The sequence below is a fragment of the Umezawaea tangerina genome (assembly GCF_003002815.1).
Lineage (GTDB): Bacteria > Actinomycetota > Actinomycetes > Mycobacteriales > Pseudonocardiaceae > Umezawaea > Umezawaea tangerina.
On record NZ_PVTF01000004.1, the window covers coordinates 142,401 to 168,346 of the forward strand.

Consider the following 25,946-nt stretch of genomic DNA (forward strand, 5'->3'; position numbering starts at 1 on the left):
ACCGCCCGGAGTTGCGGGCCACCGCCGTGCGCGCCACTATTTGAACTGACTGGTCAGTTCAAAGGAGGTAGCGGTGGAGATCCACGCCCGGCGCGTCGGTGTCACCGGGGCCCACGGCCCGCTGGTGCGGCCGACCACCCTGCTCGTCGGCACGGGCGAGCTCGTGCTCGTGGCGGGCGATCCCGGCACGGGTCACACCGCGTTCGGCCTCGTGCTGTCCGGCAGGCTCAAGCCCGGCTCGGGGTCGGTGCTGCTCGACGGCGTCGACGACCCCAAGGAGCTGCGCAAGCGCGTCGCGCTGGTGGACGCGCCCGACGTCAACGAGCCGGAGGCCGCGCTCACGCTGGGCACCGTCGTGGGCGAGGAGCTCGCCATGATCGGCAAGCGCAGCGGGCGCAAGGCCGTGGCCGACTGGCTGGCCGACCGCGACGCCGACCGGTACGCGGGCAGCCGCTTCGAGCACGTGCCCCCGGACGTGCGGTGCGCGCTGCTGCTGGAGCTGGCCGCCGCCCGCCCCGGCGTGCGCGCGCTCGTGCTCGACAGCCCGGACCGCTACCACGGCGTCCCCGAGTCCTGGCTCCGGCTCGCACGGGCCCAGGTCACCCCCGAGCGCTCGGTCGTCGTGCTCTGCACGACCGCCTCCGCCCGGCTGCTCGACGTCCCCACCACCCGGCTCGGCGAGGACAACACCCCGCCCGCCGAAGCCGCCGACGACGCGGCAACCGACGACACCGTGGTCGACACCGCCGCGGTCGTCGTCCCCGAGACCGAGGAAGTTCAGGAGAAGACGGCATGACCGCGATCCGGATGGCGCTCAACGAACTGCGCCGGGTCAGCTCCGGGAAGCTGCCCAAGCTCGCCCTGCTGGCGCTCGCGCTGGTGCCGCTGCTCTACGCGTCGCTCTACCTGTACGCCAACAAGGACCCCTACTCGAACCTCAAGCACGTGCCCGCCGCCCTCGTGGTGGCCGACAAGGGCACCGACCAGCTGCACGCGGGCCGCGACGTGGCCGACGAGCTGGTCAAGGGCGCCAGGTTCGACTGGCACCAGGTCTCCGAGGACGAGGCCGAGAAGGGCGTCCGCGACGGCACCTACACGTTCGCGCTGACCCTTCCCGAGGACTTCTCGCAGGCCCTCTCCTCCCCCGGCGCGTTCACCCCGCGCCAGGGCGTGATCACGCTGACCACCAACGACGCCAACAACTACCTGGGCAGCACGATCGCGAACCAGGTCGTCACGGAGGTGCGCCGCTCGGTGTCGGTGAAGGTCGGCGAGGAGGCCGCGGACAAGCTGCTGCTGGGCTTCTCCACGATCCGGCAGAAGACCGTCGAGGCCGCCGACGGCGCGACGAAGCTCGCCGACGCGCAGCAGTCCGCGCTGTCGGGCACGCAGCAGCTCGTGGACGGCGCGACCCCGTTGGCCGACGGCGCGGCCACCCTCGCGGGCGGGCTGGACCAGCTGCGGACCCAGACCAAGGACCTGCCCGCGAAGTCGCAGCAGCTCGCGAGCGGCGCCAAGCAGGTGTCCGACGGCAACGCGACCGCCGCGACGACCGCCGAGGACTACGCGGCCAAGGCGCAGGCGCTCGTGAACGGGCTCGACCAGGTCAACGGCGACATCGCGACGAAGCTGCGGGCCGCGGGCATGGCCGAGGAGGACGTGCAGAAGGTGCTGACCGCGTTGACCACGGCCAAGGCGCCGGTCGACGACGCCAACGGCAAGGTCCAGGGCGCGGCGGGGCAGCTGCGCCAGCTCGCCAACGGCGCCAAGCAGGTCTCCGACGGCGCCGCCCAGCTCGCCGCCTCGACGCCCGCACTGACCGACGCGATCGGCAAGCTCGACGACGGCGCGGGCGCCCTCGCCTCCGGCGCCGTGCGGCTGCGCGACGGCGCCACCAAGCTCCGCGACGGCGAGCAGCAGCTCGTCGACGGCACCACGAAGCTGCGCGACGGCCTCAACGACGGCGTCGGCCAGATCCCGAACCCCGACGACCCCACCCGCGACGCGACCGCGAAGACCATCGGCGACCCGGTGAACGTGCGCGGCATCAGCCAGACCGCCGCCGGTACCTACGGCGCGGGCCTGGCCCCGTTCTTCCTCGGCCTCGCCACCTGGATCGGCGCGTTCGTGCTCTTCCTGCTGCTGCGGCCGCTGTCCCGGCGGGCGCTGGCCGCGGGCCAGACCGCGGTGCGGGTCGCGGTCGGCGGCTGGCTGCCCGGCGCCCTGCTCGGCCTCGCGCAGGTGGTCGTCATGTTCTCCGTCGTCACGCTGGTCGTCGACATCCGGCCCAGCGACCCCGTCGGCACGCTGGCGTTCCTGTTCCTCACGTCGATGACGTTCGTCGCGATCCTGCACGCCCTCAACGCGCTGCTGGGCGCGGTCGGCAAGTTCGTCGGCCTGGTGCTGCTGATCCTGCAGCTGGTCAGCGCGGGCGGCACGTTCCCGTGGCAGACCATCCCGGAACCGCTCTACCCGCTGCACTACGGTTTGCCGATGGGCTACGCCGTGGACGGTCTGCGCCACCTCATGTACGGCGGCGAGCTGTCCGGGGTCGGCCACGACGCGCTGGTGCTGGTCGCCTACCTGCTCGGCGCGCTCGCGCTGTCCACGCTGGCCGCCTACCGCCAGCGGGTGTGGACGCCGTCGCGCCTCAAGCCGGAGCTCGTGCTGTGAGCACACCCCGGCCGGGCCGCACGGGCGCCACCAAGCAGAAGCTGTTCGACGCGGCGCTGAAGCTCGTCGGTGAACGCGGCGCCGCCTCGGTGACCGTCGACGAGATCGCCGCCGAGGCCGGTGTCGCCAAGGGCACCGTGTACTACAACTTCGGCAGCAAGGACGCCCTGGTCGACGCCCTGCTGCGGCACGGCGTCGACCTGCTCGCCGCCAGACTGCGCCCGGCCGGGGAGCACGACGACACCGAGGACGCGCTGGCCGCTCTGGTCGACGGGATGCTCGGCTTCTTCGCCGAGTACCCCGCCTTCGGCCAACTGCTGGTCAGCGAGCTGTGGCGCACACCGGGCCAGTGGCACGGCACGTTGAGCCTGCTGCGCGACGACATCGTGTCGATCGTGAAGGCGCAGATGCAACGCGTGCACGACGCGGGCCGCCTGCCCGCGGGGGTGCAGGTCGGCACCGCGTCGGCCGCGCTGTTCGGCACGCTGCTGGTGATCGCCCTGGACTGGCAGGTGTTCCAGCCCGACCGGTCACTGGCCGAGGTGCGCGAGTCCGTACTGCTGCTCGTCCGCGGCCTCGGCCCTCAGACCTGAGCCGGCTCGCTCTGCCTGCGGGTGATCGCGTGGACCCCGAGGGTCGCCGTGGTGGCCAGGACGAGGGCTACCGCCACGTGGACCACGGCCAAGTGGCTGAGGAACCGGGCGTACGCCGCGCCGTGGAGACCGCGGCCGAAGTACCAGTACGCCACCATGACCAGGGTCAGCGCGAAGTAGCTCAGCGGCCACACCACGAACAGCGGGTTGCGGGGGCGGTCCGCACGCGCCGCGGACCGCTGCGCCGGGTCGCCCGCGTTCCAGACGTCGTTCAACGACAACGCCCTGCGCCGCCCGGACCACTCCGCGCCCACCACGAGCTTCGCGTTCCACCGCACTCGCCGCCGCCAGAGGAGGAAGCAGACCACCGCGCCGATGAAGCCCACCAGGAACACAAGCAGCCCGCCGACGAGCAGCACCAGGACAGAGGTCGGCGACCCGTGGTCCTCGTCCTCCATCCACCAGCGGAAGTCCCACGCTCCGACCGCGAACACCAGCGAGCCGACCACCCCGACCCAGGCGGACACGCCCATCGCGCGAGCGGCACCGGCCACCGGGCGGTACCCGCGCGGGAACCGGACGTCTTGGAAGGCCATGGAAATCCCCTGGGAAACCCGACATCCCCCTGATGTCGAGCGCGCAGGCTAGCGCGTCCCGAAGACGTCACATCACCCCATCTGGGCGGCGGTTCGACCCCTGCGGTCACCGGCTGAGGTGCACGAGTCCGTGCCGCTCGTCCGCGGCCTCGGCCCTCACCCCTGAGGTCGGGCGAAGAAGGTGGGGACGGTCTGCCTGCGGGTGATCGCGCGGACGGAGAGGGTGGTCACGAAGGCGAAGACGACGGCGATCACCAGGTGGACCACGGCCGGGTAAGCCGTGCACTCCATGGCGGTCTCCTGGGTGCTCTGGCGGTCCAGGTACCCGACCAACGCGTTGGCCAGCTGCAGCACGGCGTAGCCCAGCAACCACACCCCGAACGCCGGGTTCTTGGGGCGGTCCGCTGCCGCCGTGGAGCGCTGCGCCGGATCGCTCGCGTTCCAGACCTCGTTCATCGACAACGACCCGCGTCGCCGCCCCCACCCCTGACCAACCACGAGCTTCGCGTTCCACCGCACCCGACGCCACCAGAAGACGAAGCAGATCGCCATGGCGAACCAGGCCACCCGGCTGAACAGGAGCCCGAGGACCTCCGCGTACCACCCCTGGTCACCCGAATCGCTCGAGTCGGGTGACCCGCTCACCATCCACCGCGCCCAGGTCCACGACCCGACCGCGTACACCGCCGAGGCGACCACGGCGACCCAGGCGAACAGGATCACCATCGAGGCGGCACCAGCCACCGGCCGGTACTCGTGCGGCGAGCGGCCAGCCGGAAACACCATGAGAATCCCCCCGAGGCGGCATCCCCCTGATGCCGAGCGCGCAAGCTAGCGCACCGCGGGGCCACCGCATGACCTCATCGGGCGATCCGGTACCGAACCGTGAAGGCGGCTCACCCCCAGCGGTCGACCTCGCCGACCTGGTGCACCGACGGCGGTCGTCCGTCCAGTGCTCGGCGGACGGCGGCGAGCACGCCTTCGGACACCTCCTCGTGCGACAGCCAGCGGGTGCTGGAGCCGTGCCGGACGTGGCCGAGGACGACCTGTTGGGTGGGGTGGCCGTCGATGACGGGTTCGCGCATGCCGTGCACGGGGTGGACGGCGCCGGAGTCGTGGACCTCGACGACCGGGGCGGTCGGGGCGAGCAGGGGGGCGACGGCGCGCAGGACCGGTTCGCGGTAGGTCGAGTGCACCCACGCGACCAGCAGGCCGGCGGGGGCGTCGAGGACGGCGCGGACGCGGTTGGCGAGCTCGTCGGGGCGTGCCCAGTCGGCGGCGACCTCGCGCGGCCGTTCCGCTGGCGGGGTCGTGGTCGGCAGCTGGCCGCGCGGTCCGAGTGCCGCCCTGGCGGCCAGCCCGAACCGCGGTCTCCGGCTGGGCAGCACCACCTTCCAGCCGTCCGCCACCAACGCCCCGGCGCACCCGGCCAGCATGCCGGTTCCGCCCAGCACCAACGCGATCCGATCACTCATCGCAGCGACTCCTCGTCGAGTCCGGCGGCCTGGCGCAGCGGGCCCGCGCGCCACCTGTCCACTTCGCGCTGGCCGCGCAGCCGCACGATCGCGAGCCGCGACCCGTGCTCCCCGGCCAGTATCTGGGTCAGCTTGTCCCGCATCCGCCCGTGCGACTTCCACGCCCACCGCCAGAGGTGCTCGCGGTCGGTGAACACGGTCCGCAGCGGCGGCTCGTAGTTGCCGTTCCACAGGTGCTCGCCCACCAGCCTGCGGCGCACGGTGCGCACGACCAGCCTGCGCATGACGAACGGCTTGGGGTGGTCCAGCCACACCAGCGTGTCCGCCTCGCCGAGCAGCAGCGGCCGCACGGCGTGGTACTGGTACTCCGTCACCCACGACGGCGCACGCACGAACCTCCGCACGTCCTCGGCGAACTCCGGCCTCGGTGTCCACTGTGGACCGTGGAACAGCGCGTCCAGCTCGACGTAGGAGATGCCGAGCACGGCGGCGATCCCGCCCGCCAGCGTCGACTTGCCCGCACCGGACGTCCCGGCCACCAGCACCCGCCTCGGCGGGTGCGGCAGCGCGTCGGTCGGTCCGAGCAGACATCCGAGCGGCGGTCCCGGCACAGGCACCGGGCCAGGCTACCGCCGCGGACCGACAAGAACCGGTCGTCCAGACTGGGCGGATGGGAACTCGGGTGGTCCTCGACTGCGATCCGGGGCACGACGACGCGATCGCGATCCTGCTGGCGGCGGGCGACCCGTCGCTCGACCTGCTCGCCATCACGACCGTCGCGGCCAACCAGACGTTGGAGAAGGTGACGCTGAACGCGCGCCGGGTCTGCACGGCCGCGGGGATCGACGTGCCGATCGCGGCGGGCTGCGCGCGCCCGTTGACCCGGCCGCTGCGGATCGCCGACGACATCCACGGCACGTCCGGTCTGGACGGTCCCGACTTCGGGCCGCCGTCGGTCGACGTCGTGGACGGGCACGCCGTCGAGCTGATCCACCGGTCGCTGCCCGCGACGGTGGTCGCCACCGGGGCGTTGACGAACATCGCGCTGCTGCTCACCCGCTACCCCGAGGACGCGGAGCGGATCGACGAGATCGTCCTGATGGGCGGGTCTACGGGGCGCGGCAACATCACGCCGTACGCCGAGGCGAACATCTACGTCGACCCGGAGGCGGCGGCGATCGTGTTCGGCAGCGGCGTGCCGGTGACGATGGTGGGGCTCAACGTGACGCACCAGGCGCTGGTGACGCCCGAGGTCGTCGCCCGGCTGGAGGCGCTCGGGCCGCTCGGGCGGACGTGCGCGGAGCTGATGACGTTCTTCGGCGAGACCTACCGGACGATGTTCGGCTTCGCCGCGCCGCCGCTGCACGACCCGGTGGCCGTCGCGCGGGTGGTCGACCCGTCGCTGGTGCGGTGCGTCGACGCGCACGTCGAGGTCGAGCTGACCGGCACGCACACCACCGGCGCGACGGTCGTCGACCTCGACGGCTACCGCGGCCTCGCGCCGAACGCGAAGGTGGCCGTGGAGCTGGACGTGGACCGGTTCTGGGACCTCGTCGTCGCCGCTATCGGACGACTGGGCTGACGACCGCGAGCAGGTCCTCGTGGGTCGGGGCGCCGAACGCCCAGGCCACCGGGAAGCTGTAGTGGACGACGCCGTCCTGGTGGACGGTGCGCGCGCCGGGCATGGCGCCGCGGACGAGCCGGACCATCGCGGTGTTCTCCGGCAGCACGTCGCCGTGCAGCTCGGTGTAGCAGAGCGTCCCGGCGAGCTGGGCCAGCTCGGTGAGCAGCATCCGCCCGACACCCCGGCGCTGCCAGTGGTCGACGACCGCGACAGCGATCTCCGCGCACCCCGGCTCGGTCGCGACGAGGCGGGCGATGCCGATCGGCCGCCCGACGACCTCGGCGACGACGGCGACGTGGCGGTGGCCGTCGAGGTCGGTGAGCCGGTCGCGGAAAGCCTTGGTGAGCCTGGGCATCGGCGAGTGGAACCGCAGGTAGCGACTGTGGTCGGACAGGCCTTCGAAGACCGCGTCGACGGCCGCGGGGGCGCTCCAGCGGTCGAGCGCGTGCACGCGTGGACCGTTCATCGGGAGTCAGTCCTCAGTTGGGTTCGGAATCAGAACGCCGACCATAGCTGGGTCTGTTTTCCGAACGCAAGAGTATTCTGGGAGACATGGCACACGCGAAGCTCGCAGACCTGCAGTGCCCCATCGCCCTCCCCGCCGCCCTGCTCGGCGAACGCTGGACGTTGCTGCTGCTGCGCCAGGTCTTCCTCGGCACCCGCAGGTTCGAGGACTTCCAGCACTCGATGGACATCTCCCGCAGCGTCCTGACCGACCGCCTCGCCGAACTGGTCGACGAGGGCATCCTGCGGCGCGTCGCGTACAAGGACGTGCGCACGCGGTACGAGTACCGGCTCACCGACAAGGGCCGCGACCTCTACCCGGTGATGATGGCGCTGCGCGACTGGGGATCGCGGTGGATGGCGCCCGAGGACGGCGCGTCGTTCGACCTGCACCACCACGACTGCGGCGGCGACGTGCGCGCGAAGGTGGAGTGCGCCGACTGCGGCGCCGAGCTGACCGCCCGCGACGTGCGGGTGACCCACCGACCGGCGGTCAGGCTTCGCTGAACGCCCGGAAGGCCGCCTCGCCGGACAGCACGAACCGCACCAGGCGCACCGACCCGACCGGTTCCCGCACGGCCGCCAGCGCGATCCTCGCCGCCGAGTCCAGCGGCCAGCGGAAGACGCCGGTCGAGATCGCCGGGAACGCCACGGTCTCGGCGCCCAGCTCGGCCGCGGCGAGCAGCGAGTTGCGGTGGCAGGCCGTCAGCAGCGCCGACCGGTCCTCCTCGGCCGAGAACACCGGCCCGACCGTGTGCACGACCCAGCGCGCGGTCATCCGCCCCGCGGTCGTGGCGACGGCCCGCCCCACCGGGAGCCCGCCGCCCAGGTGACCGGCGCGCAGCGCCCGGCACTCGGCCAGGATCTCCGGACCGCCCGCGCGGTGGATCGCCCCGTCGACCCCGCCACCACCGAGCAGCGACGAGTTGGCCGCGTTGACCACGACGTCCACGTCCTGCGTCGTGATGTCGCCCTCGACGATCTCGATCTGCATGGCGTCAGCCTGCCAGGTCGTCCAGGTGTCGGCTCAGCACCGCCACCATGACCTCGGGGGTCGTCCGGTCCGGCTGGAGCACGGCGTTGACGGCCAGTCCGTCGACCAGCGCCGCCAGCCGCTCGGTCTCGACGTCGACGGCCACCCCCTCGGGCAGGGCGCCGAGCCGCGCGGCACCGGCGAGGATCCGGCCCACGACCATCCGCAGGCCCTCGTGCAGCCGCAGCGCCGACGGCCGCAGCGACGGGCGGGTGCGGGCGGCGGTCACGAACGCCAGCCAGATCACCGCCTCGTCGTGGCGGTCGGCGTCCAACGGCAGCAGCTCCCCCAGCAACGCCTCGACCAGCGGCCGCCGTTCGGCCGACGAGTCCGCCGCGAAGATCCGCTCGGCACCCGCGCGCATCCGCACCTCGACGCGGTCCTCCAGCTCGCGCAGCGCGAACACCAGCAGCTCGTCGTGGCTGTCGAAGTAGTGCCGCACCGACCCGATGGCCAGTCCGGCCTCCTCGGCGACGTTGCGCAGCGACGCCTGTTCGACACCGTCCCTCCGGACGACGCGGAACAGCGCGTCCACCACGGCGGAACGGCGGGCTTCGGGGTCCACGATCCTGGGCACTCCCCTTTTTAGCATGGCCGTGCTAATTTAAGTAGCACGGTCGTGCTACGAAGGGGGAGTCATGATCACGTGGTTGCTGGTCGCCGGTGCCGTGGTGGCGGTGGTGGTCCGCCGGGCCGTCGGGGAGCCGCTGAACGCGCGGGACCTGGTGGGCCCGCCGCTGGTGCTGCTGGGACTGGGCGGGTACGCGCTGACGGAGGTCGGCCACCTCGGCCCGGTGGACGTGCTGTGGCTGGTCGTCGGCTCGCTGGTCGGGCTCGCGATGGGCGTGCTGCGCGGCTCGTCCGTGGTGGTGTCCACCCGCGACGGTCGGCTGTGGCAGCGCTACACCGTCCGGACGTTCGCCTGCTGGGGGCTGTCGATCGCGGTCAACGCGGTCGTCGGCTACACGGCGGGCCACTACACCGACGCGCGGCCGCTCTCGTTGTCGATCGGCGTCGGCCTGCTCGGCGAGGCGGCCCCGGTCGCGCTGCGGGCGCTGCGACTGGCCCCGGACGCGGTCCGCCTGCCGGAGGCCCTGCGGCCGAGGTGATCCGGCCGTTCCAGGGAGATCATCTCCCGAACGTACTGTGACCTCGGGCGAAGGGAGGGGCCGTGCTGGGAGCACTCGGGCTCGATCCGGCCGAGGAACGGGCCTACCGGGCCGTCATCAGCGGCTACCGCAGCGACGCGGACGCCATCGCCGCGGCCGCCGGGGTCGGGCGGACCGAGGTCATGGCAACGTTGTCGACGCTGCTGGCCAAGGGCCTGGTGACCCGCACCGACGGGTGGTACGCGGCCGCGCCGCCGGACGTGCTGCTCGGTCCGATGCTGGTCAAGGGGCAGGCGGAGCTGGAGCAGGCGCGGGCGGCGGTGTCGCAGCTCGCCGACGAGTACCGGGGCGGGGCGCGGCGGCGGGACTCGGCGCGGCTGGTCGACGTGGTGACCGGTGCCGAGGCGATCCGCCACCAGCTGCTGAGCATGCAGCGCGAGGCCCGCGAGGAGGTGGTCTGGTTCTGCCGCAAGGCACCGATCGCGATGACCTCGCCGGAGAACGACGAGGAGGCCGCGGCACTGGCACGCGGCGTCCGCTACCGCGCGGTGTTCGAGACGGCGCTGCTGGAGCAGCCCGGCGAGCTGGCCGAGGTCGTCGACTCGATCCGCGCGGGCCTGGTCGGCCGCTCGCTGCCGACCCTGCCCGTGCGCCTGGCCATCGCCGACCGGTCCATCGCCCTGTGCCCGCTGGTCACCGACGACGCCACCGGCGAGCCGACCGCCGCGCTGGTCATGGAGAGCAGCCTGCTCAGCGCCCTCGTCGCCCTGTTCGAGAGCTACTGGGAACGCGCGATCCCGCTGCGGATCGACGACGACGCGGGCGGCGCCGACGTGCCGCTGACCCCCGACGAACGGCAGCTGCTGTCCCTGCTGCTCGCCGGGATCAGCGACAAGGCCATCGCCACCCAGCTCCGGGTGAGCCAGCGGACCGTCCAGCGGCGGTTGCAGGAGCTGATGCAACGAGCCGACGCGCAAAGCCGCATGCACCTCGCGTGGCGGATCAACGAACTCGGCTGGCTCGCCGACGACGCCAGGTGGCTCTCGCCGCGGTGATCCCACCCGGCGCCGGTGGACCGGCACGGCTCGCCCTGTCTGTTCGGCAGGCCCGGTCTGTTCGGCAGGCCCGGTCTGTTCGGTCTGCCCGGCGGCAACGCCGGGTGGGCTCACGCTTCGGTGAGCCCACCCGGTTGCTCGGCTTGGTCGACCGGCCCGGTCGAGCCGCCTGGTTCGGTCAGCCGGTCAGCCGGTCAGCCGCGGTCCGGTTGACCGGTTCACCCCGGCGAGTCGGGCCTCCGCGGGGTCAGCGGAGGGCGAGTCGGTGGACGCCGCTGGCCATGGTGCCCGCGAAGAGCCAGGTGCCGTCGGGGGACACGAGCACCGTGCGGACCTCGCGGTCGGCGGGCTGGGTGGGTAGTGCCTTCCAGTGCTTGCCGCCGTCGGTGCTGCGCTGCACGCCCTGCGCGGCCACGGTCCAGTCCCTCGTGCCCGCGAACAGCTCACCGTGGCGCCCGAACGTGACGGACGTGTAGTAGAGCCCCGGCGCGCCGACGCCGTCGGCGAACGACTTCCCGGCGTCGTAGCTGATCTTGAGCAGCCCGTCGCCGACCGCGACCACGTGCTTCGGGTCGGCGGGGTCCACGGCGACCGCTTCGACGCGGCCGTCGAAGGCCTTGCCGATCGGCAGGTCGGCGGCGGTGCTCAGGTAGAGGCCCCGGACGTCGGCGATCCACAGCGACCCGGTGGGCCGGGTGGGGTCGACCGCGACGTCGTTCACGCCGGTCAGCACGTCGTCGTGGCGCGGCGTGAAGCTCACCCCGCCGTCGGTGCTGACGTACACCGCGGGCGCCAGGTAGGCGCCGGTGTAGACGTTCGCGGGGTTGCGCGGGTCGACGACCAGCGACCGCGAGTTGCCGGGGAAGTCCGCCGCGTGCTGCCAGGTCGACCCGCCGTCGGCGGAGCGCTCCACCACGAAGCAGTCGCCGGGGCAGTAGGCGTTGCGCGTCCTGAGCACGCCGTTCCCCTTGCCGGGCACCGCTTCCAGCGAGCCGATCGTGTTGCCGATGGTGTCCGGTACCTTCCCGGTCCAGCCCCAGTCCTGGTAGCCCGCCCGGAGGGTCCGCCGCAGCGGCGCGGTCGACCGGTAACTGCCCGTCGGCGTGCCCGCGATCAGCGCGGACCCGCTCACGGTCAGCGCGTTCACCGCCGTGTCCGGGATGCCGATGCGCTCGAAGTCCACCGAGTTCCGCGTCGTGAAGATGCCCGCCGACGCCGCCACCACCTGCACGTCCGGCCGGTCCGGGAACGCCCCGACCTCCGTGTACACGTCGACCTTCTCCGTCGCGGGCTTCTCCGCCCACGTCCGCCCGAGGTCCCGGCTCACCCACAGCGCCTTGCGCCCGGTGCCGTCGGGCGAGCCCTCGATCGTCTGCACCTGCACGTCACCGGACGGCGCGACACCCACGAACGGCACCGCGTCCTGCGCACCCCACGTCCCGCTCGGCTTGCGCCACGTCCGCCCGTGGTCCGTCGAGAGGAACGCGCCGCTGAAGATCCCCGCCGCCACCACGACCTTGCCGCCCACCGACAGCGAGTCCACCGCCACGTCCACCGGCAGCTTCTTCGCCGCTCCCGGCTTGCCGACCGCGTTCTCGATCAGGTGCACACCGCTCCCGGTCCCGACGAACAGGTCCCGCCCGTCCAGCCCCAGCTGCCGCACACCCTTCGGCGCCCCTTCGATCACCTTCCAGCGGGCCCCGTGATCGGTGCTGACCTGCACACCGTCGTCACCGCCCGCGAACACCGCCTCGCCCCTACCGGACACCACCACGCTCGTGAACCCGGCCGCCGTCTCCAACACCGCCCGGAACGTCCGCCCCGCGTCGCGACTGCGCAGCACCGACCCCCGATCCCCACCTTGCGGCGCCACCGCCACGTACACCAGATCCGCGTCCTCCGGATCCGCCACGATCTGCCGCCCGTTCGCCGCGGCCAGGTCCAACCCCACCGGCGGCCCCCACGTCCGCCCACGATCATCAGTCCGGTACACGTTCCGCCCGGTCGACGTCAGCACGTACAACCGCGACGGCTCTGCCCGCGTGAACGCAAGATCCCCACTACCCGCGTTCGGCCCCATCGACTGCCACTGCCGAGCCGCCCCAACCCCCACCTGCCCCGCCGACGCAGGCACAACGCCGCCAAGCCCCAAGCCCACCGCCACCACGACCGTGGCGAGCTTCCAAGTTGTCCGGTACATGCCGCACAGCTTGCTGACAGCCACCCGCCAGGTCACTAGAACGCGATGGCACAACCACGACACGTCACAACTCCGACACCACGTCTCATTAGGACAGCAGCAAAAAGCCACAGCAAACCAACGCCGCCACCAACTGGGCGAAGCCCGCCAACGCGCATCCGGCGCGAAGCGCCTGGGGCCTTGTCCGCAGCGCAGCAAGGATGCCCTGTCCGCCGCGAAGCGCGGATGCCTTGTCCGATGGCGGAGCCGAGGATGCAGTGTCGAGCGGAGCTCGATGCTTGGTCAGGCGCAGCCTGATGCTGGCGAAGCCAGACTTCCCCTCTGCCCCCGATCCACAGCGCCCTCCTGCCCGATCTTCGTTGTCAAGACAGCTTCATCGTCTTGACAACGAAGATCGGGCATTGAGACAATCGCGCGCCGGGGGCTGGGCTTCACCAGGGGTGAGAGGGCCAAGGGCCGAACTCGCGGGGCGAGAGGGCCGGGGGCCGGGCTCACCAGGGGGTGGGACGCCGGGAACCAGGCTTCACCAAGGGCGAGACGGCCGGAGGCCGAACCCCACCAGAGGCCAACCACCACACCAAAAGCCCCCCTCAACTAATGCGCCGCATCATCCCAAGAACGCCCAACCCCCACCGAAACCTCCAAAGGCACCGACAACCGGTAAGCGTTCCCCATGTGCTCCCGCACCAACGCCTCCGCGGCCTCCCTCTCCCCCTCGGCCACTTCGAGCACCAGCTCGTCGTGCACCTGGAGCAGCATCCGCGTCCGCAGCCCGGCTTCGTCCAGGGCCCGGTACACCCCCAGCATCGCCACCTTGATGATGTCCGCCGCGGATCCCTGGATCGGCGCGTTCAGCGCCATCCGCTCCGCCATCTCCCGCCGCTGCCGGTTGTCGCTGTTCAGGTCGGGCAGGTACCGCCGACGGCCCAGGATCGTCTCCGTGTACCCGTCCTTGCTCGCCTGCACCACCAGCTGCTGCAGGTAGTCCCGCACTCCGCCGAACCGCGCGAAGTACGCGTCCATCTGCTCCCGCGCCTCCTCGGCCGGGATCCGCAGCTGCTGGGCCAACCCGTACACGGACAGCCCGTAGGCCAGCCCGTACGACATCGCCTTCACCCGTCGGCGCATCTCCGCGCTGACCTCGGAGGTCGGCACCGAGAACGCCTGCGCGGCCACGTAGGTGTGCAGGTCCTCGCCGCTGTTGAACGCCTCGATCAGCCCGGCGTCCTCCGACAGGTGCGCCATGATCCGCATCTCGATCTGGCTGTAGTCGGCCGTCATCAGCTCGGCGTACCCGTCGCCGACCACGAAGGCCTCGCGGATGCGCCTGCCCTCGTCCGTGCGGATCGGGATGTTCTGCAGGTTCGGGTCGGTCGAGGACAGTCGACCGGTGGCCGCGATGGTCTGGTGGAACGTGGTGTGGATGCGGCCGTCGTCCGCGATGGACTTCAGCAGGCCGTCCACGGTGGACTTCAGCCGCGTCACGTCCCGGTGCGCCAGCAGGTGCTGGAGGAACGGGTGCTCGGTCTTCTCGAACAGGTCCTGCAACGCCTCGGCGTCGGTCGTGAAGCCGGTCTTGGTCTTCTTGGTCTTCGGCATCTCCAGCTCGTCGAACAGCACCACCTGGAGCTGCTTGGGCGAGCCGAGGTTGATCTCCTTGCCGATCACCCCGTACGCGTCCTGCGCCGCCTGCTTCACGCCCGCGGCGAAGTGCGCCTCCAGCGCGGCGAGGTGCTCGGAGTCGATCGCGATGCCGACCGCCTCGACCTCGTCGAGCACGACCATCAGCGGCAGCTCCAGCTCGGCCAGCAGCCCCGTGCCGCCGATGCCGACCAGCTGCTCGTCGAGGGCGTCGGCGAGCTGGGCGACCGCGCGGGCGCGCAGGATCGTGCCGTTCGCGGCCTTCTGGAGCTCTTCCTCCTCGTCGACCAGCAGCGACAGCTGGGTGTCGGCGACCTCTTCGGCGCGCAGCTCGCGGTGCAGGTACCGGATCGCCAGGTCGTCCAGCGCGAACGACCGCTGGCCTGGGCGCACGAGGTAGGCGGCGAGGCCGGTGTCGCTGGTCAGGCCGCGCAGCTTCCAGCCGCGCGCGCGGACCCGGCGCAGCGGCAGCTTCAGCTCGTGCCCCGCCTTCTCGACGGACTCGTCGGCCAGCCACGCGGCCAGCGCCTTCTCGTCCTCCTCGACCAGGCCCGCGACCTCGACGTACCCGCCGTCGCCGGTGGCCGACGCGAACGCGATGCCCTCCAGGTCGCCGCCGCTCTCGCGGAACGCGATGCCGATCCGCGACCCGCGCGCGTACTCGTCGAGCCACCCGCCTAGCAGGCCGGACGGGATCGCGCCGCCGTTGACCTCGAAGCCCTCCTCGGCCTCCGGCTCCTCCGACGGCAGGGTCGCGAACAGCCGGTCCCGCAGCACGCGGAACTCCAGCTCGTCGAACAGGCGGTGCACCGCCTCGCGGTCCCACGCCTTCTTCTCCAGGTCCGACGGCCCGAGCGGCAGCTCGACGTCGCGCACCAGCTCGGTCAGGTGCCGGTTGAGCATGACGTTGGTGAGGTTGTCGCGCAGCGCCTCGCCCGCCTTGCCCTTGACCTCGTCGACCCGGTCGATCAGCCCGTTGAGCGAGCCGAACTGCTGGATCCACTTGGTGATCGTCTTCTCGCCGACGCCGGGGATCTTCGGCAGGTTGTCCGACGGGTCGCCGCGCAGCGCCGCGAAGTCCGGGTACTGCTCCGGCGTGACCCCGTACTTCTCCAGCACCAGCTCGGGGGTGAACCGCGCCATCTCAGACACGCCCTTGACCGGGTACAGCACCGTCACCGAGTCGTTGACCAGCTGCAACGCGTCCCGGTCGCCGGTGCAGATGGCCACCTTGAAGCCGTCGGCCACCGCCTGCGTGGTCAGCGTCGCGATCAGGTCGTCGGCCTCGAAGTTGTCCTTCGACATGGTCTGGATCGACAGCGTCGCCAGCACGTCCTGGATCAGGCTGACCTGGCCCTTGAACTCGTCCGGCGACTTGCTCCGGTTCGCCTTGTAGTCGGCGAACGCCTCGGAGCGGAACGTCTTGCGCGAGACGTCGAACATCACCGCCACGTGCGTCGGCGCCTCGTCGCGGAGCAGGTTGATGAGCATCGACGTGAACCCGTAGACCGCGTTCGTGGTCTGGCCCGTGTTGGTCTGGAAGTTCTCCTTGGGCAGCGCGAAGAAGGCGCGGTAGGCCATGGAGTGACCGTCGATCAGCAGCAGGCGCGGTGCGTCGGAAGTGCTCACGGGCCGAGTCTAGGGTGGGGCACCGACAGTTTCGAACCGCCCGGAGGTAGCCGGTGACCGCCGAAGTCCCATCCATGCCCCACGGCCTGCCCGGTCTCGACATGGGCCTCGCCGAGGAGCAGCTCACCACCAGGCTGGGCATCGTGATCACCGAGTGGGACCCGAACCGCGTGGTCGGCACCATGCCGGTCGCGGGCAACCGCCAGCCCTACGGCCTGCTCCACGGCGGCGCCACCGCCAGCCTCGCCGAGACCCTCGGCTCCGTCGCCGCCGCCCTGCACGCGGCACCCGATCGGGTGGCACTCGGGCTGGAGTTGTCCTGCACCCACCACCGCGCCGCGCGCGAGGGCCTGGTGACGGGCGTGTGCACGCCGCTGCACGTCGGGCGGAGCACCGCGACGTTCCAGATCGCCGTGTCGGACGAGTCGGGCAAGGCCGTCTGCACCGCCCGGCTGACCTGCATCCTGCGCGAACGCCCGCCGGGCGAGCGGCCCTAGGGCGTGTGTCGAAGTCCGTGTTCGCGGTAGCCGGGCCTGAGGTGGCCCCTGGGGGCACGGCCGACTGGAACCACCTCAGGCGCGACTCCCATCGAACGAGACTTCGACACACGCCCTAGGCGACCGCGGGCGCGGGCGCCTTGCGCAGGCGCCCCGCCAGCAGCCGGTAGACGACCGCGACCAGCAGCAGCGCCGCGGCGAACGGGAGCCACCAGCGCTGGCCGATGGCGGACTCGAAGCACACCTGGACGAGGCCGAGCACGACGGCGATGGTGATCGTGGCGCGCGCGCTCAGGCCGAGGACGGCCGCGGTGAGGGCGTAGAGGCCGACCAGGACGCCGGTGAGGTACCAGGCGGAGCCGGGGACCTTGAGGAGGTAGAGGAACCCGGCCACGCCCGCCAGCACGCCGTTCAGGGCGACGGGTGGGACGCGGTGGCGCAGGGCCAGGGCCAGGGCGGCCAGGGCGATGACGAGCAGTTGGACGTCGTCGACCCCGGGGACCAGCTCGTGCGGGCGGAACAGGCGCAGCGGCGGTTCCGGCGAGTCGCCGCGGAGCAGCCACGCGCCCGCGTGGACGACGACCACCACGGCGGCGCCCAGGGCGAACGGCCAGCGGGCCGCCGCGAGCGGGACGGCGACGGCGACCGCCGCGAGCAGGCCGAGGGCCAGGTACCCGACGAGCAGGGCCGGGTGGACGTCCGGGGTGGGGCCGGGGCGGAAGCCCAGGGCGAGGTAGGCGACGTACGAGGCGAACACGCCGAGGGTGAAGGCCGCCAGCGGGCCGGGGTCGACGCGGCGGGCCGGGGCGGTGCACGCGATGGCGAGCAGCGCGTAGACGGCACCCTGGGTGATGCCCTCCGCGGGCGTGGCCCACCACGGGTCCATGAACGGGTTCACCCTGGACAGGGTTCCACACAGGACCGGCCGTACCGGCGGGTATCCGGAAAACGCGGACGCCCCGCCCTCCGACGTGGAGGGCGGGGCGCCGGGCGCACCGGGTGCTAGTCCTCGCCGAGGTAGGCGGCGCGGACGCGCTCGTCGGCGAGCAGCTCGTGGCCGGGGCCGTCGAGCGTCGTCTGGCCCAGGTCGATCACGTAGCCGTGGTCGGACAGGGCGAGTGCGGCCAGGGCGTTCTGCTCGACGAGCAGGATCGTGGTGCCCTGCTTCTGGAGCTCCTTGATGGTGTCGAAGATCAGCTGGGTCATGATCGGCGAGAGGCCCATGGAGGGCTCGTCGAGCATGAGCAGCTTCGGCTTGGACATCATCGCGCGGCCGATGGCGAGCATCTGCTGCTCACCACCGGAGAACAGACCGGCCTTGTTGTGCCTGCGCTCACCGAGCACGGGGAACAGCTCGTACACGTTCTGCATGTCCGCCTCGACGCCGTCGTCCTTGCGGACGTAGGCGCCGAGCTGGAGGTTCTCCTCGACGGTCATCCGCGGGAACAGCCGCCGACCCTCCGGGCAGTGGGCGAGGCCGCTGCCGAGGATGGTGTGGGCGGGCTGGTCGTGGATCGGCTTCCCGTCGAAGACGATCTCGCCACCGGTCGGCCGCAGCAGACCGGAGATGGTCCGCAGGGTCGTCGTCTTGCCCGCGCCGTTGCTGCCGATGAGGCTGACGATGTGACCGGCCTCGACGGTGAACGAGATGTCGCGGACGGCTTCGATCGCTCCGTACGCGACGCTGAGGTCGCGGACCTCAAGGAGCGCGCTCATGCCTGCTCCCCTTCCGGCTTGGGATCGGTCACGACCGGGAGGACGGTGGTGGACTCGGCGGCGTCGCCGTGCTGGCGCGTCTCCTCGACCATCGCCTGCACCTCGGCCTCGACCTCGTCCGGCGGCTTGCCGAGGTAGGCCTCGATGACCCGCGGGTCACGACGCACGACCTCGGGGCTGCCCTCGACCAGCAGCTGGCCCTGCACGAGCACGGAGACCGAGTCGCACAGGCTGAAGATGAACTTGATGTCGTGCTCGATCACGACCACGGAGACACCGGTCTCGCGGATGGCCAGGATCAGCTGCCGCGTGGCCTCGGTCTCCTGCGGGTTCATGCCCGCGGTCGGCTCGTCCAGCAGCAGCACGGCCGGGTCGGTCGCCAGCGCGCGGGCGATCTCCAGGCGGCGCTGGTCGCCGTAGGGCAGGTTGCGCGCCAGCTCCTCCTCGATGCCGGGGAGGTTGACGAACTCCAGGAGCTCGGCGGAGCGCTCGCGCGCCGCCCGCTCGCCCTTCTGGTACCCCGGACCGTGGAAGATCGAGGCCAGCGGACCCTGCTTCATCCGCACGTGCCGTCCCACCATGACGTTCTCCAGCACGGTCATGCTGGGGAACAGCCGGATGTTCTGGAACGTGCGGGCCACGCCCGCGGTGGTGACCTTCGCGGGGTCGCCGGGCAGCACGTCGCCCTTGAGCAGCACGCTGCCCGTGGTCGGCGTGTAGAGGCCCGTGAGGCAGTTGAAGAACGTGGTCTTGCCCGCGCCGTTGGGGCCGATGAGACCGACGACCTTGCCCTCGTCGAGCTTCAACGACACGTTCTGCAGCGCCTTGAGGCCACCGAAGACCATCGAGACGTCGCGCGCTTCCAGGACTGGCGTGCTCACGCCGTGGCCCCCTTCGTGTCGTGCTCGTGCACCTCGTCGACCGGAACCCCGCCGACATCCTCACCAGCGAGCTCGGCCCTGCGGTGGCGGTCCGGCACGAGGCCCTGCGGTCGGAACCGCATGATCAGCACCAGGGCGAGACCGAAGATCATCAGGCGGTAGTCGCTGAACTCGCGCAGCTTCTCCGGCAGCACGAACAGCAGCGACGCGCCCAGCACCGCGCCGGGGATCGAGCCCATGCCGCCGAGGATGACCGCGGCGAGCAGGGTGACCGACTCCAGGAACTTGAAGCTCTCGTAGGAGACGGTGCCGTTCTTGTGCGCGAACACCGCGCCCGCCAGACCGGCGAGCGTGGCGCCGACCAGGAAGGCGAGGATCTTCGCCTTGCCGGTCTTGATGCCCATCGCGCGGGCGGCGTCCTCGTCCTCGCGGATCGCGATCCAGGCCCGGCCGATGCGGCTGAACTTGAGGTTCGCGAAGATCGCCATCACGGCCGCGACGAGCAGCACGATCAGGACGTAGTAGAGGACGCCCGAGGGGAGCTCGACCGAGCCGATGTTGAGGGGCTCGTTGAACTCCTTGCCGAACAGGTCCAGCGGCGGCACGCCGGGGATGGCGTTGGCGCCGTTGGTGAGCCCGCCGATGTTGTTCTGCGCGGACCTGGTGAAGATCTCACCGAAGGCCAGCGTCACGATCGCGAGGTAGTCACCGCGCACGCGCAGCGTCGGCGACCCGACGATGGCGCCGAAGATGCCCGCGATGATCGCCGCGATGACGGCGGCGATCGGGAACGGCAGGTCGATGCCGACCTTGGAGGCCGCGGCGCCGGACAGGTTCGCCGCGACGACCGCGCCGATGCCCATGAACGCCACGTAGCCGAGGTCGAGCAGGCCCGCCAGGCCGACCACGATGTTGAGGCCGATCGCGGTGGCCGCGTAGATGCCGATGTTCGCCGCGACCGTCATCCAGTACTCGGACCCGGCGTTGGTGAACGGCAGCAGCAGCGCGCACGCCAGCAGGACGACCACGCTGAACACGCGGTGCTTCTCGGACAGCTCGGAGATCCAGCCGATCAGGCCGATCCCGTTGAGCGCGGTCAGCAGACCGGCCGCGAACCCGAGGAAGGACAGGAACAGCCCGCCCGCGTACGGGTTGGCCGGACCGCCCTGGCCGCCCGCGGTCAGCGTCTGGGCGACGGCGAACAGCACGGCGGCGAAGGTCACCACGAGGACGAGGTACGCCAGCGGCGTGGACAGCTTGACCTTCCACTTGGCCGGGAGCTCGATGCCGATGCCCGTGCCGCCGAGGATGACCGCGATGCCCGCCACGATGCCGACGATCCCGCCGAACGCGGCGTTGCCGTCGGCGGCGGTGATGGCGCCGAGGCCGCCGCCCTCGGTCGTGATGAAGATCGAGTTGATCAGCGCGACCGCGAGACCACCCCAGCCGAGCGACCTGACGACCCGACCCTTGCTGGGAATCGGCGCGAAGACCGCGATCAGCACCAGCACGCCGAGCAGCAGGATGTGCCACCGGAACCCGGTCACCGCGAACGGCGCGTCGAAGAACTGCAGCGTCGCCAGGTCGGGGTACTTGCCCGAGTTGAGCGCGAAGGTCACCCAGGGCAGGAGGGCCGCGACGATCAGCAGCACACCGCCCAGGATGGCCAGTGGACGCGCGAAAGGCTTGATTGTGTTCGCCAGCTTGCTCACGCGCGCACCCTTTCCGGCTCGCCGAACAGGCCCTGAGGCCGGAACACCAGCACCAGGATGAGCACGACGAAGATCCAGACGTAGTCGTACTGGGTCCCGCCGGGCATGTACTGCCCCGCCAGCGTCTTCACCAGACCGATGATGAACGCGCCGACGACGGCGCCGCGGATGCTGCCGACGCCGCCCAGCACGGCCGCGGTGAAGGCGAAGATGCCGGTCTGGAAGCCCATGTCCGTGTTGATGTTGTTCAGGTAGGTGCCGAACAGCACACCCGCCACGCCCGCGAGGGCCGCGCCGAGGACGAACGTCAGCACGATCACGCGGTCGGGGTTGACACCCATGAGCTTGGCGGTGTCGGGGTCCTGCGCCGTGGCCCGCATCGCGCGGCCCATGCGGGACCGGTTGATGTAGGTCTGCAGCGCGATGGAGAGCAGGACCGAGACGCCGATGAGCAGGATGCCGCTCCAGCCGACGCGGATCGGTCCGATGACCAGCTGGCCTTGGACGAACACACCGGGGAAGGGCAGGGCCGCGGTGGCGTTCGGGTAGAAGTTGCGCACGAACTCCTGGAGGAACACCGAGACACCCAGAGCGGTGATCAGCGGTGCGAGTCTTGGGGCGTTCCGCAACGGGCGGTAGGCGAAGCGCTCCATCAGCAGTGCGATCGCGACGCTCACCGCGACACCGCCGACGAGCACGATGGGAAGGGACACGTACCAGACGTCCTTGACGGACTCGGGGACGATCCAGGTGTAGGTCGCCAGGCCGCCGTAGGCACCGACCATGAAGACTTCACCGTGCGCGAAGTTGATCAGCTGGATGATGCCGTACACCATGGTGTACCCGAGCGCGATCAGGGCGATCAACGCGCCCTGCACCACCCCGTTGGCCAGCTGTTGAAGCAGGGTTGACACGACTACCTCTACCTCCGTAGACAGCAGGGGCGGGCAGAACTGCCCGCCCCCACCGCATCTGACGTCAAACGATCAGTAGTCGTGCTCAGCCGGTGAACTCACCGGTCTCGGCCGCGTTCCACTTGCCACCGGTGACCTGGTACACCGTCAGGACCTTGTTGGTGCTGTCGCCGTACTCGTCGAACTTGATCGAGCCGGTCGCGCCGGAGCCGCTGTAGGTGCCGACGGCCTTGAGCAGGTCGGCCCGCTTGGACTCGGACCAGTCACCGCCGTTGAGGGCGGTCGCCAGGCTGCCGATGATGGCGTTGGCGGCGTCGTAGGAGAAGGCACCGTAGGCGCCGTAGGCGTCCTTGAAGCCCTTCTTGGCGTACGCGTCGACGAAGGCCTTCGCGCTGTCCAGCTTGTCGGTGGGGGCGCCGACCGAGGTCGCGAGGTCGCCGTCACCGCCGCCGAGGCTGATGTACTTGTCGTCGTAGATGCCGTCGCCACCCATGAGCGGGATGTTGAGGCCGGAGCTCTTCATCTGCTTGCTCAGCGGAGCGGCCTGCGGGTACTCGCCGCCGTAGTACAGGGCGTCGGGCGAGGCGGCCTTGATGGTCGCGATGACACCGGCGAAGTCGGTGTCCTTCTCGCCGACCTTCTCGGTCGCGACGATGGTCGCGCCGTTCTTGGTCGCCTGCTTGGAGAACTCGGCCGCGAGGCCCTCACCGTAGGTCTTGCCGTCGGTGATGATCGCGATCTTCTTCTTGCCCGCCTTGGTCACCAGGTAGTTGGCCGCGTACGGCCCCTGGAGCTCGTCGGTGGCGCACACGCGGAAGTACGTGTCGAACGCGCGCTTCGGGGCGGTCGCGAAGGCCTCGCCGCGGGTCAGCGTCGGGTTCGTGTTCGCGGGCGAGACCTGGACGATCTTCTTCTGGGAGAGGATCGGCTGCACGGTCTGCGCGACGGACGAGTTCAGCGTGCCGACGACACCGACGACGTTCGGGTCGGACGACAGCTTCGTCGCGGCCTGGGCGCCCTTGGCGGGGTTGGCCTCGTCGTCCTGCGTGTCGACGACCAGCTTGTAGCCCTTGACGGTGCACTTCTCGTTGGCTTCGTCCACGGCGAGCTGGGACGAGTTCTTGATGCCGAGTCCCAGCGCCGACAGGCCGCCCGACTGCGGGGCGATCACGCCGATCGAGAGGGTGCCCTTGGACGTGTCGCAGGCACCACCGGAAGCACCGGTCTCGGTCTTGTTCGTGCCGCATGCTCCTGCGACGAGCAGAACACCGACAACGATTGCTGCGGACTTCACTGAGTGCTTACGCACGTGATGTCCCTCCTCAATCCAAGCTCTTGGCGGCAGCGAGATCTCCGCCGTCCGCGCTTAATCCCCTCTCCTGAGGGTTGGCCGGAACCTAGGCGATGAGGAGGGTCACAGTCACCACAGGCAAGGCGCTCGTGACCATAACGCAACGCGGCGTTATGTTTGACTTGATAATTTATACACTCCGTAACACGGACTTTGTTCCGCACACCGCGTCATCCCCGCAGGTCACGGCACCCCTTCTGAGGTCACCCGAACGATTTTCCGATCGACTGCCTGCTGTGATAGTACGATCACAATACGTGCGGGTGTTAAGCGAGTTGTATCCCTCCCACGGGTGAACTCGGCTTAGCCTTGCGAGATGACTCCGCGACGGCGGCTCGCCACCACGATGGTGGGTCTCGCCGTGCTGGCGGGCATCGTCGTCGCCCTTCGCCACGCCCAATCGGACCCGCCGCCCGAGCCCGTCCTGGTGCCCGATTTCAGCGCTCCCTACCTTCTCGTGACGGGTCCTCGTGATCCGCCTTCCGCGCCCGACGCGGTGGCGGTGTCCGGGGGTCCTGCCCGGATCCGGGTCGCCTGGGGCTCGGCCCTGCCCGGTCGGGCAGACCCCGCGGGCGCGGCCGGGTACGAGGTCTCCTGGCACCGCGACGGCGAGGAGCCGCGCCTGCGCCGGGTCGCCAGCCCCGAGGTGCAGCTCGACGGGCTGGCCGCGGGCGTCGACTACGCCATCGGGGTCCGCACGGTCGACGCGTTCGGCCGCCGGTCTGGGTGGACGGACGCCGTGGGCCGGACCGGCGACGACGGCGACTGGCGCACCGGGCTGACCGGCCTGCTCGACGACTTCGACGACCCGGCCAGCACCGACCCGCGGCGGACCGGGTCGCTGTGGCACCTGGAGGGCTACCGCGGCTGCGTGAACACCGGCAACGCCGGCGGGCAGCTCGTCGTGGAGATGAACTGCGGCGCCGACTCCGCCGTGCTGCGGGCCCGCCGACCGCTCGTGCTGTCCGATGTGGACGGTGTGCTGGGCAGGGTCGGGGTGGTCACCGACGCGGCGGGCTCGCGCGGTCTGCTGACCGTGGACCTGGTGCCCGGCGGGCCCGACCAGGTCGGGTCGACCGAGGTCGCCGACCCCGCGCTGCCCTCGGGTGCCGTCCGGGTCGTCGTCGGGGACACCGGCGCCCGCGTGCTGACCGGGCCGGACGTGCCGACCGCGGCCGACCCGAGCTCGCCGGGGTCCTCGCGGCGCGGAACCGGTGTGCTGCACCGGATCGACGTGCTGGTCACGACGACCGGCGTGCGCGTGCTCCAGGACGGCGGGGTGATCGGGACGTCCGGCGCGGTGCCGACGTGGCGGGAGGCGACCGTCCTCATCGGAGTGCGCGGACCGCAGGGCAGGGAGAGCAGGGTGCGGCTGGACGCGGCCGGGTTCAGCGGACCGCGCACGGACGTGCGCGGTGTCGTGGAGGTGCCGACGACACCGGCGACCCAGGAGGTGCTGGACCTCCAGGACCCGGCGCCCGGCATCGGCGTCTCCCGCGCCCCGTTGCGCGGCGCCACCGCCGCCCGGATGCGCACCACCGTCGCCTTCGCCGGCCCCGCCGACCCGTCCGGCCTGGTCGTGCAGCTGGGCGACCGCCGCATCCCCGCCGTGGCCACGGCGTCCGCGCCCGTCGTCGACGGCGTCGCCAGGCTCGGTGCGGCGGTCACCGTGGTCGCGGAGGTGCCACCGGACCTGCTCACCGCCGACGGCCCCGACTCGCTGACGCCGTTCGTGCTGCGGATGCCCGGCGCGCACGACGCGAAGGGCACCGTGCGGTCGAGCTACCTGGAGATCGACTCCACAGTGGACGCGTCACCCGGCCCGCGCGCCACGCCGAGCGCGCCCGCCAGGGTCGACGAGCTGCCGCCCGGAACGGTGGAGGTCCGCGACCAGGACGACCGCCCGGTCGCGCTGGACACACCCCTCGGGGCCCGCAGGGTGGTGCTGGCGATCGCGGTGGACGGGATCGCCGCCGAGGGCGCCACCGGGTCCGTCGCGGGCGTCGCCGGGTTCCAGCTCCGGATCGACGGACGGCTCGCGGCGAGCGTCCCGACCGCGCGCGAAGGGCCGGGGGTGGGCGGCGAGTACACGGTGGGGGTCGAGCTGGGCAGGCTGCCGACCGGGAAGCACACGATCGAGCTGCGCGTGCTCCCCGTCGACCCGGCGGTGGCGCAGCGGTCCACGCTGGTCAGGTTGGAGAGCTGACCAGGAGTGTTGCTGGACCGTGGCCGCCGATGGCCGTTGTGCGGTGCGCCGCGACGGTGGCTGCGGCGCTGACCGGGACGCGGTGGTGCGATCTCAGGCGCCGGTTCCGGTGCTGACCTCGCTGCGGCAGTGCCGTCGCAGGCCGCGGTTCCGGTGCCGACATGGACGCGGCGGGCCGATCACGGGCAGCGGTTCCAGCGCCGACCCCGACGCGGCAGCGCGATCCCAGGCCGCGGTTCCGGTGTCCGACATCGATGCGGCGGTGCGATCGTGGGCGGCGGATTCGGTGTCGACCTTGACGCGGCGGTGTTCTCCCAGGCCGCGGTTCGGGTGCCGACCTCGATGCGGCGGTGATCACGGCAGCGGTTCCGGCCTTGACCTCGACGCGGCAGTGCGATCCCAGGCTGCGGTTCCGGAGCCGGCCTCGGTGCGGCGGGGCGATATCGGGCGGCGGTGAACGCCGTCGTTCACGAAGACCGACGGGCGTGCGGTGGGTTCCAGAGGGTGGGACGCACCGCGGCGTCGGGGACGGCCGCG

General features: G+C 71.4%; 24 protein-coding genes. 9 read left to right on the top strand and 15 right to left on the bottom strand.

All coding sequences use genetic code 11. The annotated features are described in order from the left end of the window. Positions 1-73: 73 nt before the first annotated feature. Genes CLV43_RS14690 through CLV43_RS14700 form a run of 3 tightly spaced genes read left to right on the top strand, consistent with a single transcriptional unit; the run spans position 74 to position 3,266 of the window. Complete coding sequence (locus CLV43_RS14690) at positions 74-796, top strand: ATP-binding cassette domain-containing protein (RefSeq protein ID WP_211304369.1); 723 nt, start codon at positions 74-76, stop codon at positions 794-796. Next, positions 793-2,673 carry a YhgE/Pip domain-containing protein gene (locus CLV43_RS14695; RefSeq protein ID WP_106187726.1) on the top strand — a complete coding sequence of 627 codons (1,881 nt, stop codon included), beginning with the start codon at positions 793-795 and terminating at the stop codon, positions 2,671-2,673. The genes CLV43_RS14690 and CLV43_RS14695 overlap by 4 nt, the downstream gene beginning before the upstream one ends. Beyond that, positions 2,670-3,266 (top strand): TetR/AcrR family transcriptional regulator, encoded by a 597-nt coding sequence (locus tag CLV43_RS14700; protein WP_170155845.1) that lies wholly within the window; start codon positions 2,670-2,672, stop codon positions 3,264-3,266. Before CLV43_RS14695 ends, CLV43_RS14700 begins: the two co-directional genes overlap by 4 nt. Here CLV43_RS14700 and CLV43_RS14705 read toward each other — a convergent pair. The 4 genes from CLV43_RS14705 to CLV43_RS14720 all read right to left on the bottom strand — a co-directional run bounded on the left by CLV43_RS14705 (position 3,257) and on the right by CLV43_RS14720 (position 5,954). Beyond that, positions 3,257-3,862, bottom strand: coding sequence for a hypothetical protein (locus tag CLV43_RS14705; RefSeq protein WP_106187728.1), 606 nt, complete (start codon positions 3,860-3,862; stop codon positions 3,257-3,259). The two genes, CLV43_RS14700 and CLV43_RS14705, sit on opposite strands and share 10 nt — an antisense overlap. Before the next feature lie 156 nt (positions 3,863-4,018). After that, complete coding sequence (locus CLV43_RS14710) at positions 4,019-4,648, bottom strand: hypothetical protein (protein ID WP_146174767.1); 630 nt, start codon at positions 4,646-4,648, stop codon at positions 4,019-4,021. A 110-nt stretch (positions 4,649-4,758) separates the two neighbouring features. Further along, positions 4,759-5,337, bottom strand: a complete 579-nt coding sequence (locus CLV43_RS14715) for a Rossmann-fold NAD(P)-binding domain-containing protein (protein ID WP_106187730.1) — start codon at positions 5,335-5,337, stop codon at positions 4,759-4,761. Next, entirely contained in the window at positions 5,334-5,954 is a 621-nt protein-coding gene (locus CLV43_RS14720; RefSeq protein WP_245886466.1) for a P-loop NTPase family protein, read from the bottom strand. The genes CLV43_RS14715 and CLV43_RS14720 overlap by 4 nt, the downstream gene beginning before the upstream one ends. Before the next feature lie 53 nt (positions 5,955-6,007). Here CLV43_RS14720 and CLV43_RS14725 point away from each other — a divergent pair, with 53 nt between their 5' ends. After that, positions 6,008-6,919 carry a nucleoside hydrolase gene (locus tag CLV43_RS14725; RefSeq protein WP_106187731.1) on the top strand — a complete coding sequence of 304 codons (912 nt, stop codon included), beginning with the start codon at positions 6,008-6,010 and terminating at the stop codon, positions 6,917-6,919. On the opposite strand, the gene CLV43_RS14730 is transcribed toward CLV43_RS14725, so the two are convergent. Further along, on the bottom strand, positions 6,900-7,427 hold the full coding sequence (locus CLV43_RS14730; RefSeq protein WP_106187732.1) for a GNAT family N-acetyltransferase: 528 nt from the start codon (positions 7,425-7,427) through the stop codon (positions 6,900-6,902). The genes CLV43_RS14725 and CLV43_RS14730 overlap by 20 nt on opposite strands. 86 nt (positions 7,428-7,513) lie before the next feature. Here CLV43_RS14730 and CLV43_RS14735 point away from each other — a divergent pair, with 86 nt between their 5' ends. After that, complete coding sequence (locus CLV43_RS14735; protein ID WP_106187733.1) at positions 7,514-7,972, top strand: winged helix-turn-helix transcriptional regulator; 459 nt, start codon at positions 7,514-7,516, stop codon at positions 7,970-7,972. On the opposite strand, the gene CLV43_RS14740 is transcribed toward CLV43_RS14735, so the two are convergent. Both CLV43_RS14740 and CLV43_RS14745 read right to left on the bottom strand, forming a co-directional pair. Further along, entirely contained in the window at positions 7,959-8,459 is a 501-nt protein-coding gene (locus CLV43_RS14740) for an O-acetyl-ADP-ribose deacetylase (protein ID WP_106187734.1), read from the bottom strand. The two genes, CLV43_RS14735 and CLV43_RS14740, sit on opposite strands and share 14 nt — an antisense overlap. Before the next feature lie 4 nt (positions 8,460-8,463). Continuing rightward, complete coding sequence (locus tag CLV43_RS14745) at positions 8,464-9,063, bottom strand: TetR/AcrR family transcriptional regulator (protein WP_342749775.1); 600 nt, start codon at positions 9,061-9,063, stop codon at positions 8,464-8,466. A 73-nt stretch (positions 9,064-9,136) separates the two neighbouring features. Between CLV43_RS14745 and CLV43_RS14750 the strand changes: the two genes are divergently transcribed. Further along, positions 9,137-9,607 carry a DUF1453 domain-containing protein gene (locus CLV43_RS14750; protein ID WP_106187736.1) on the top strand — a complete coding sequence of 157 codons (471 nt, stop codon included), beginning with the start codon at positions 9,137-9,139 and terminating at the stop codon, positions 9,605-9,607. Positions 9,608-9,669: 62 nt separating this feature from the next. Then, entirely contained in the window at positions 9,670-10,662 is a 993-nt protein-coding gene (locus CLV43_RS14755) for a helix-turn-helix transcriptional regulator (protein WP_106187737.1), read from the top strand. A gap of 247 nt (positions 10,663-10,909) precedes the next feature. On the opposite strand, the gene CLV43_RS14760 is transcribed toward CLV43_RS14755, so the two are convergent. Then, positions 10,910-12,613 carry a beta propeller repeat protein gene (locus tag CLV43_RS14760; RefSeq protein WP_106187738.1) on the bottom strand — a complete coding sequence of 568 codons (1,704 nt, stop codon included), beginning with the start codon at positions 12,611-12,613 and terminating at the stop codon, positions 10,910-10,912. A gap of 843 nt (positions 12,614-13,456) precedes the next feature. Further along, positions 13,457-16,084 (bottom strand): DNA polymerase I, encoded by a 2,628-nt coding sequence (gene polA, locus CLV43_RS14765; protein ID WP_245886575.1) that lies wholly within the window; start codon positions 16,082-16,084, stop codon positions 13,457-13,459. Between the two features lie 122 nt (positions 16,085-16,206). On the opposite strand from polA, the gene CLV43_RS14770 reads away from it, so the two are divergent. Continuing rightward, positions 16,207-16,629: a PaaI family thioesterase gene (locus tag CLV43_RS14770; RefSeq protein ID WP_106187740.1), complete on the top strand. Its 423-nt coding sequence runs from the start codon at positions 16,207-16,209 to the stop codon at positions 16,627-16,629. A 115-nt stretch (positions 16,630-16,744) separates the two neighbouring features. On the opposite strand, the gene CLV43_RS14775 is transcribed toward CLV43_RS14770, so the two are convergent. From CLV43_RS14775 to CLV43_RS14800, 6 genes are all read right to left on the bottom strand, one after another. Further along, entirely contained in the window at positions 16,745-17,527 is a 783-nt protein-coding gene (locus tag CLV43_RS14775; RefSeq protein WP_106187741.1) for an ABC transporter permease, read from the bottom strand. 104 nt (positions 17,528-17,631) lie between these two features. Beyond that, on the bottom strand, positions 17,632-18,345 hold the full coding sequence (locus CLV43_RS14780) for an ABC transporter ATP-binding protein (protein ID WP_106187742.1): 714 nt from the start codon (positions 18,343-18,345) through the stop codon (positions 17,632-17,634). Continuing rightward, complete coding sequence (locus tag CLV43_RS14785) at positions 18,342-19,226, bottom strand: ABC transporter ATP-binding protein (RefSeq protein WP_106187743.1); 885 nt, start codon at positions 19,224-19,226, stop codon at positions 18,342-18,344. Before CLV43_RS14785 ends, CLV43_RS14780 begins: the two co-directional genes overlap by 4 nt. Further along, entirely contained in the window at positions 19,223-20,938 is a 1,716-nt protein-coding gene (locus CLV43_RS14790; RefSeq protein ID WP_106187744.1) for a branched-chain amino acid ABC transporter permease, read from the bottom strand. The genes CLV43_RS14785 and CLV43_RS14790 overlap by 4 nt, the downstream gene beginning before the upstream one ends. Beyond that, the gene (locus tag CLV43_RS14795; RefSeq protein ID WP_170155846.1) at positions 20,935-21,852 is read right to left on the bottom strand and encodes a branched-chain amino acid ABC transporter permease; all 918 of its coding nucleotides are present in this window, start codon (positions 21,850-21,852) and stop codon (positions 20,935-20,937) included. The genes CLV43_RS14790 and CLV43_RS14795 overlap by 4 nt, the downstream gene beginning before the upstream one ends. Positions 21,853-21,937: 85 nt before the next feature. After that, positions 21,938-23,161, bottom strand: a complete 1,224-nt coding sequence (locus CLV43_RS14800) for a branched-chain amino acid ABC transporter substrate-binding protein (protein WP_106187745.1) — start codon at positions 23,159-23,161, stop codon at positions 21,938-21,940. A 358-nt stretch (positions 23,162-23,519) separates the two neighbouring features. On the opposite strand from CLV43_RS14800, the gene CLV43_RS14805 reads away from it, so the two are divergent. Beyond that, positions 23,520-25,409 carry a fibronectin type III domain-containing protein gene (locus tag CLV43_RS14805; protein ID WP_146174768.1) on the top strand — a complete coding sequence of 630 codons (1,890 nt, stop codon included), beginning with the start codon at positions 23,520-23,522 and terminating at the stop codon, positions 25,407-25,409. Positions 25,410-25,946 lie beyond the last annotated feature (537 nt).

Coding starts and splice junctions, on each gene's coding strand:
- CLV43_RS14770 (WP_106187740.1), top strand. CDS start 16,207: ATGCCCCACGGCCTGCCCGGTCTCGACATGGGCCTCGCCGAGGAGCAG.
- CLV43_RS14705 (WP_106187728.1), bottom strand. CDS start 3,862: ATGGCCTTCCAAGACGTCCGGTTCCCGCGCGGGTACCGCCCGGTGGCC.
- CLV43_RS14695 (WP_106187726.1), top strand. CDS start 793: ATGACCGCGATCCGGATGGCGCTCAACGAACTGCGCCGGGTCAGCTCC.
- CLV43_RS14725 (WP_106187731.1), top strand. CDS start 6,008: ATGGGAACTCGGGTGGTCCTCGACTGCGATCCGGGGCACGACGACGCG.
- CLV43_RS14735 (WP_106187733.1), top strand. CDS start 7,514: ATGGCACACGCGAAGCTCGCAGACCTGCAGTGCCCCATCGCCCTCCCC.
- CLV43_RS14715 (WP_106187730.1), bottom strand. CDS start 5,337: ATGAGTGATCGGATCGCGTTGGTGCTGGGCGGAACCGGCATGCTGGCC.
- polA (WP_245886575.1), bottom strand. CDS start 16,084: ATGGCCTACCGCGCCTTCTTCGCGCTGCCCAAGGAGAACTTCCAGACC.
- CLV43_RS14740 (WP_106187734.1), bottom strand. CDS start 8,459: ATGCAGATCGAGATCGTCGAGGGCGACATCACGACGCAGGACGTGGAC.
- CLV43_RS14730 (WP_106187732.1), bottom strand. CDS start 7,427: ATGAACGGTCCACGCGTGCACGCGCTCGACCGCTGGAGCGCCCCCGCG.
- CLV43_RS14805 (WP_146174768.1), top strand. CDS start 23,520: ATGACTCCGCGACGGCGGCTCGCCACCACGATGGTGGGTCTCGCCGTG.
- CLV43_RS14780 (WP_106187742.1), bottom strand. CDS start 18,345: ATGAGCGCGCTCCTTGAGGTCCGCGACCTCAGCGTCGCGTACGGAGCG.
- CLV43_RS14710 (WP_146174767.1), bottom strand. CDS start 4,648: ATGGTGTTTCCGGCTGGCCGCTCGCCGCACGAGTACCGGCCGGTGGCT.
- CLV43_RS14750 (WP_106187736.1), top strand. CDS start 9,137: ATGATCACGTGGTTGCTGGTCGCCGGTGCCGTGGTGGCGGTGGTGGTC.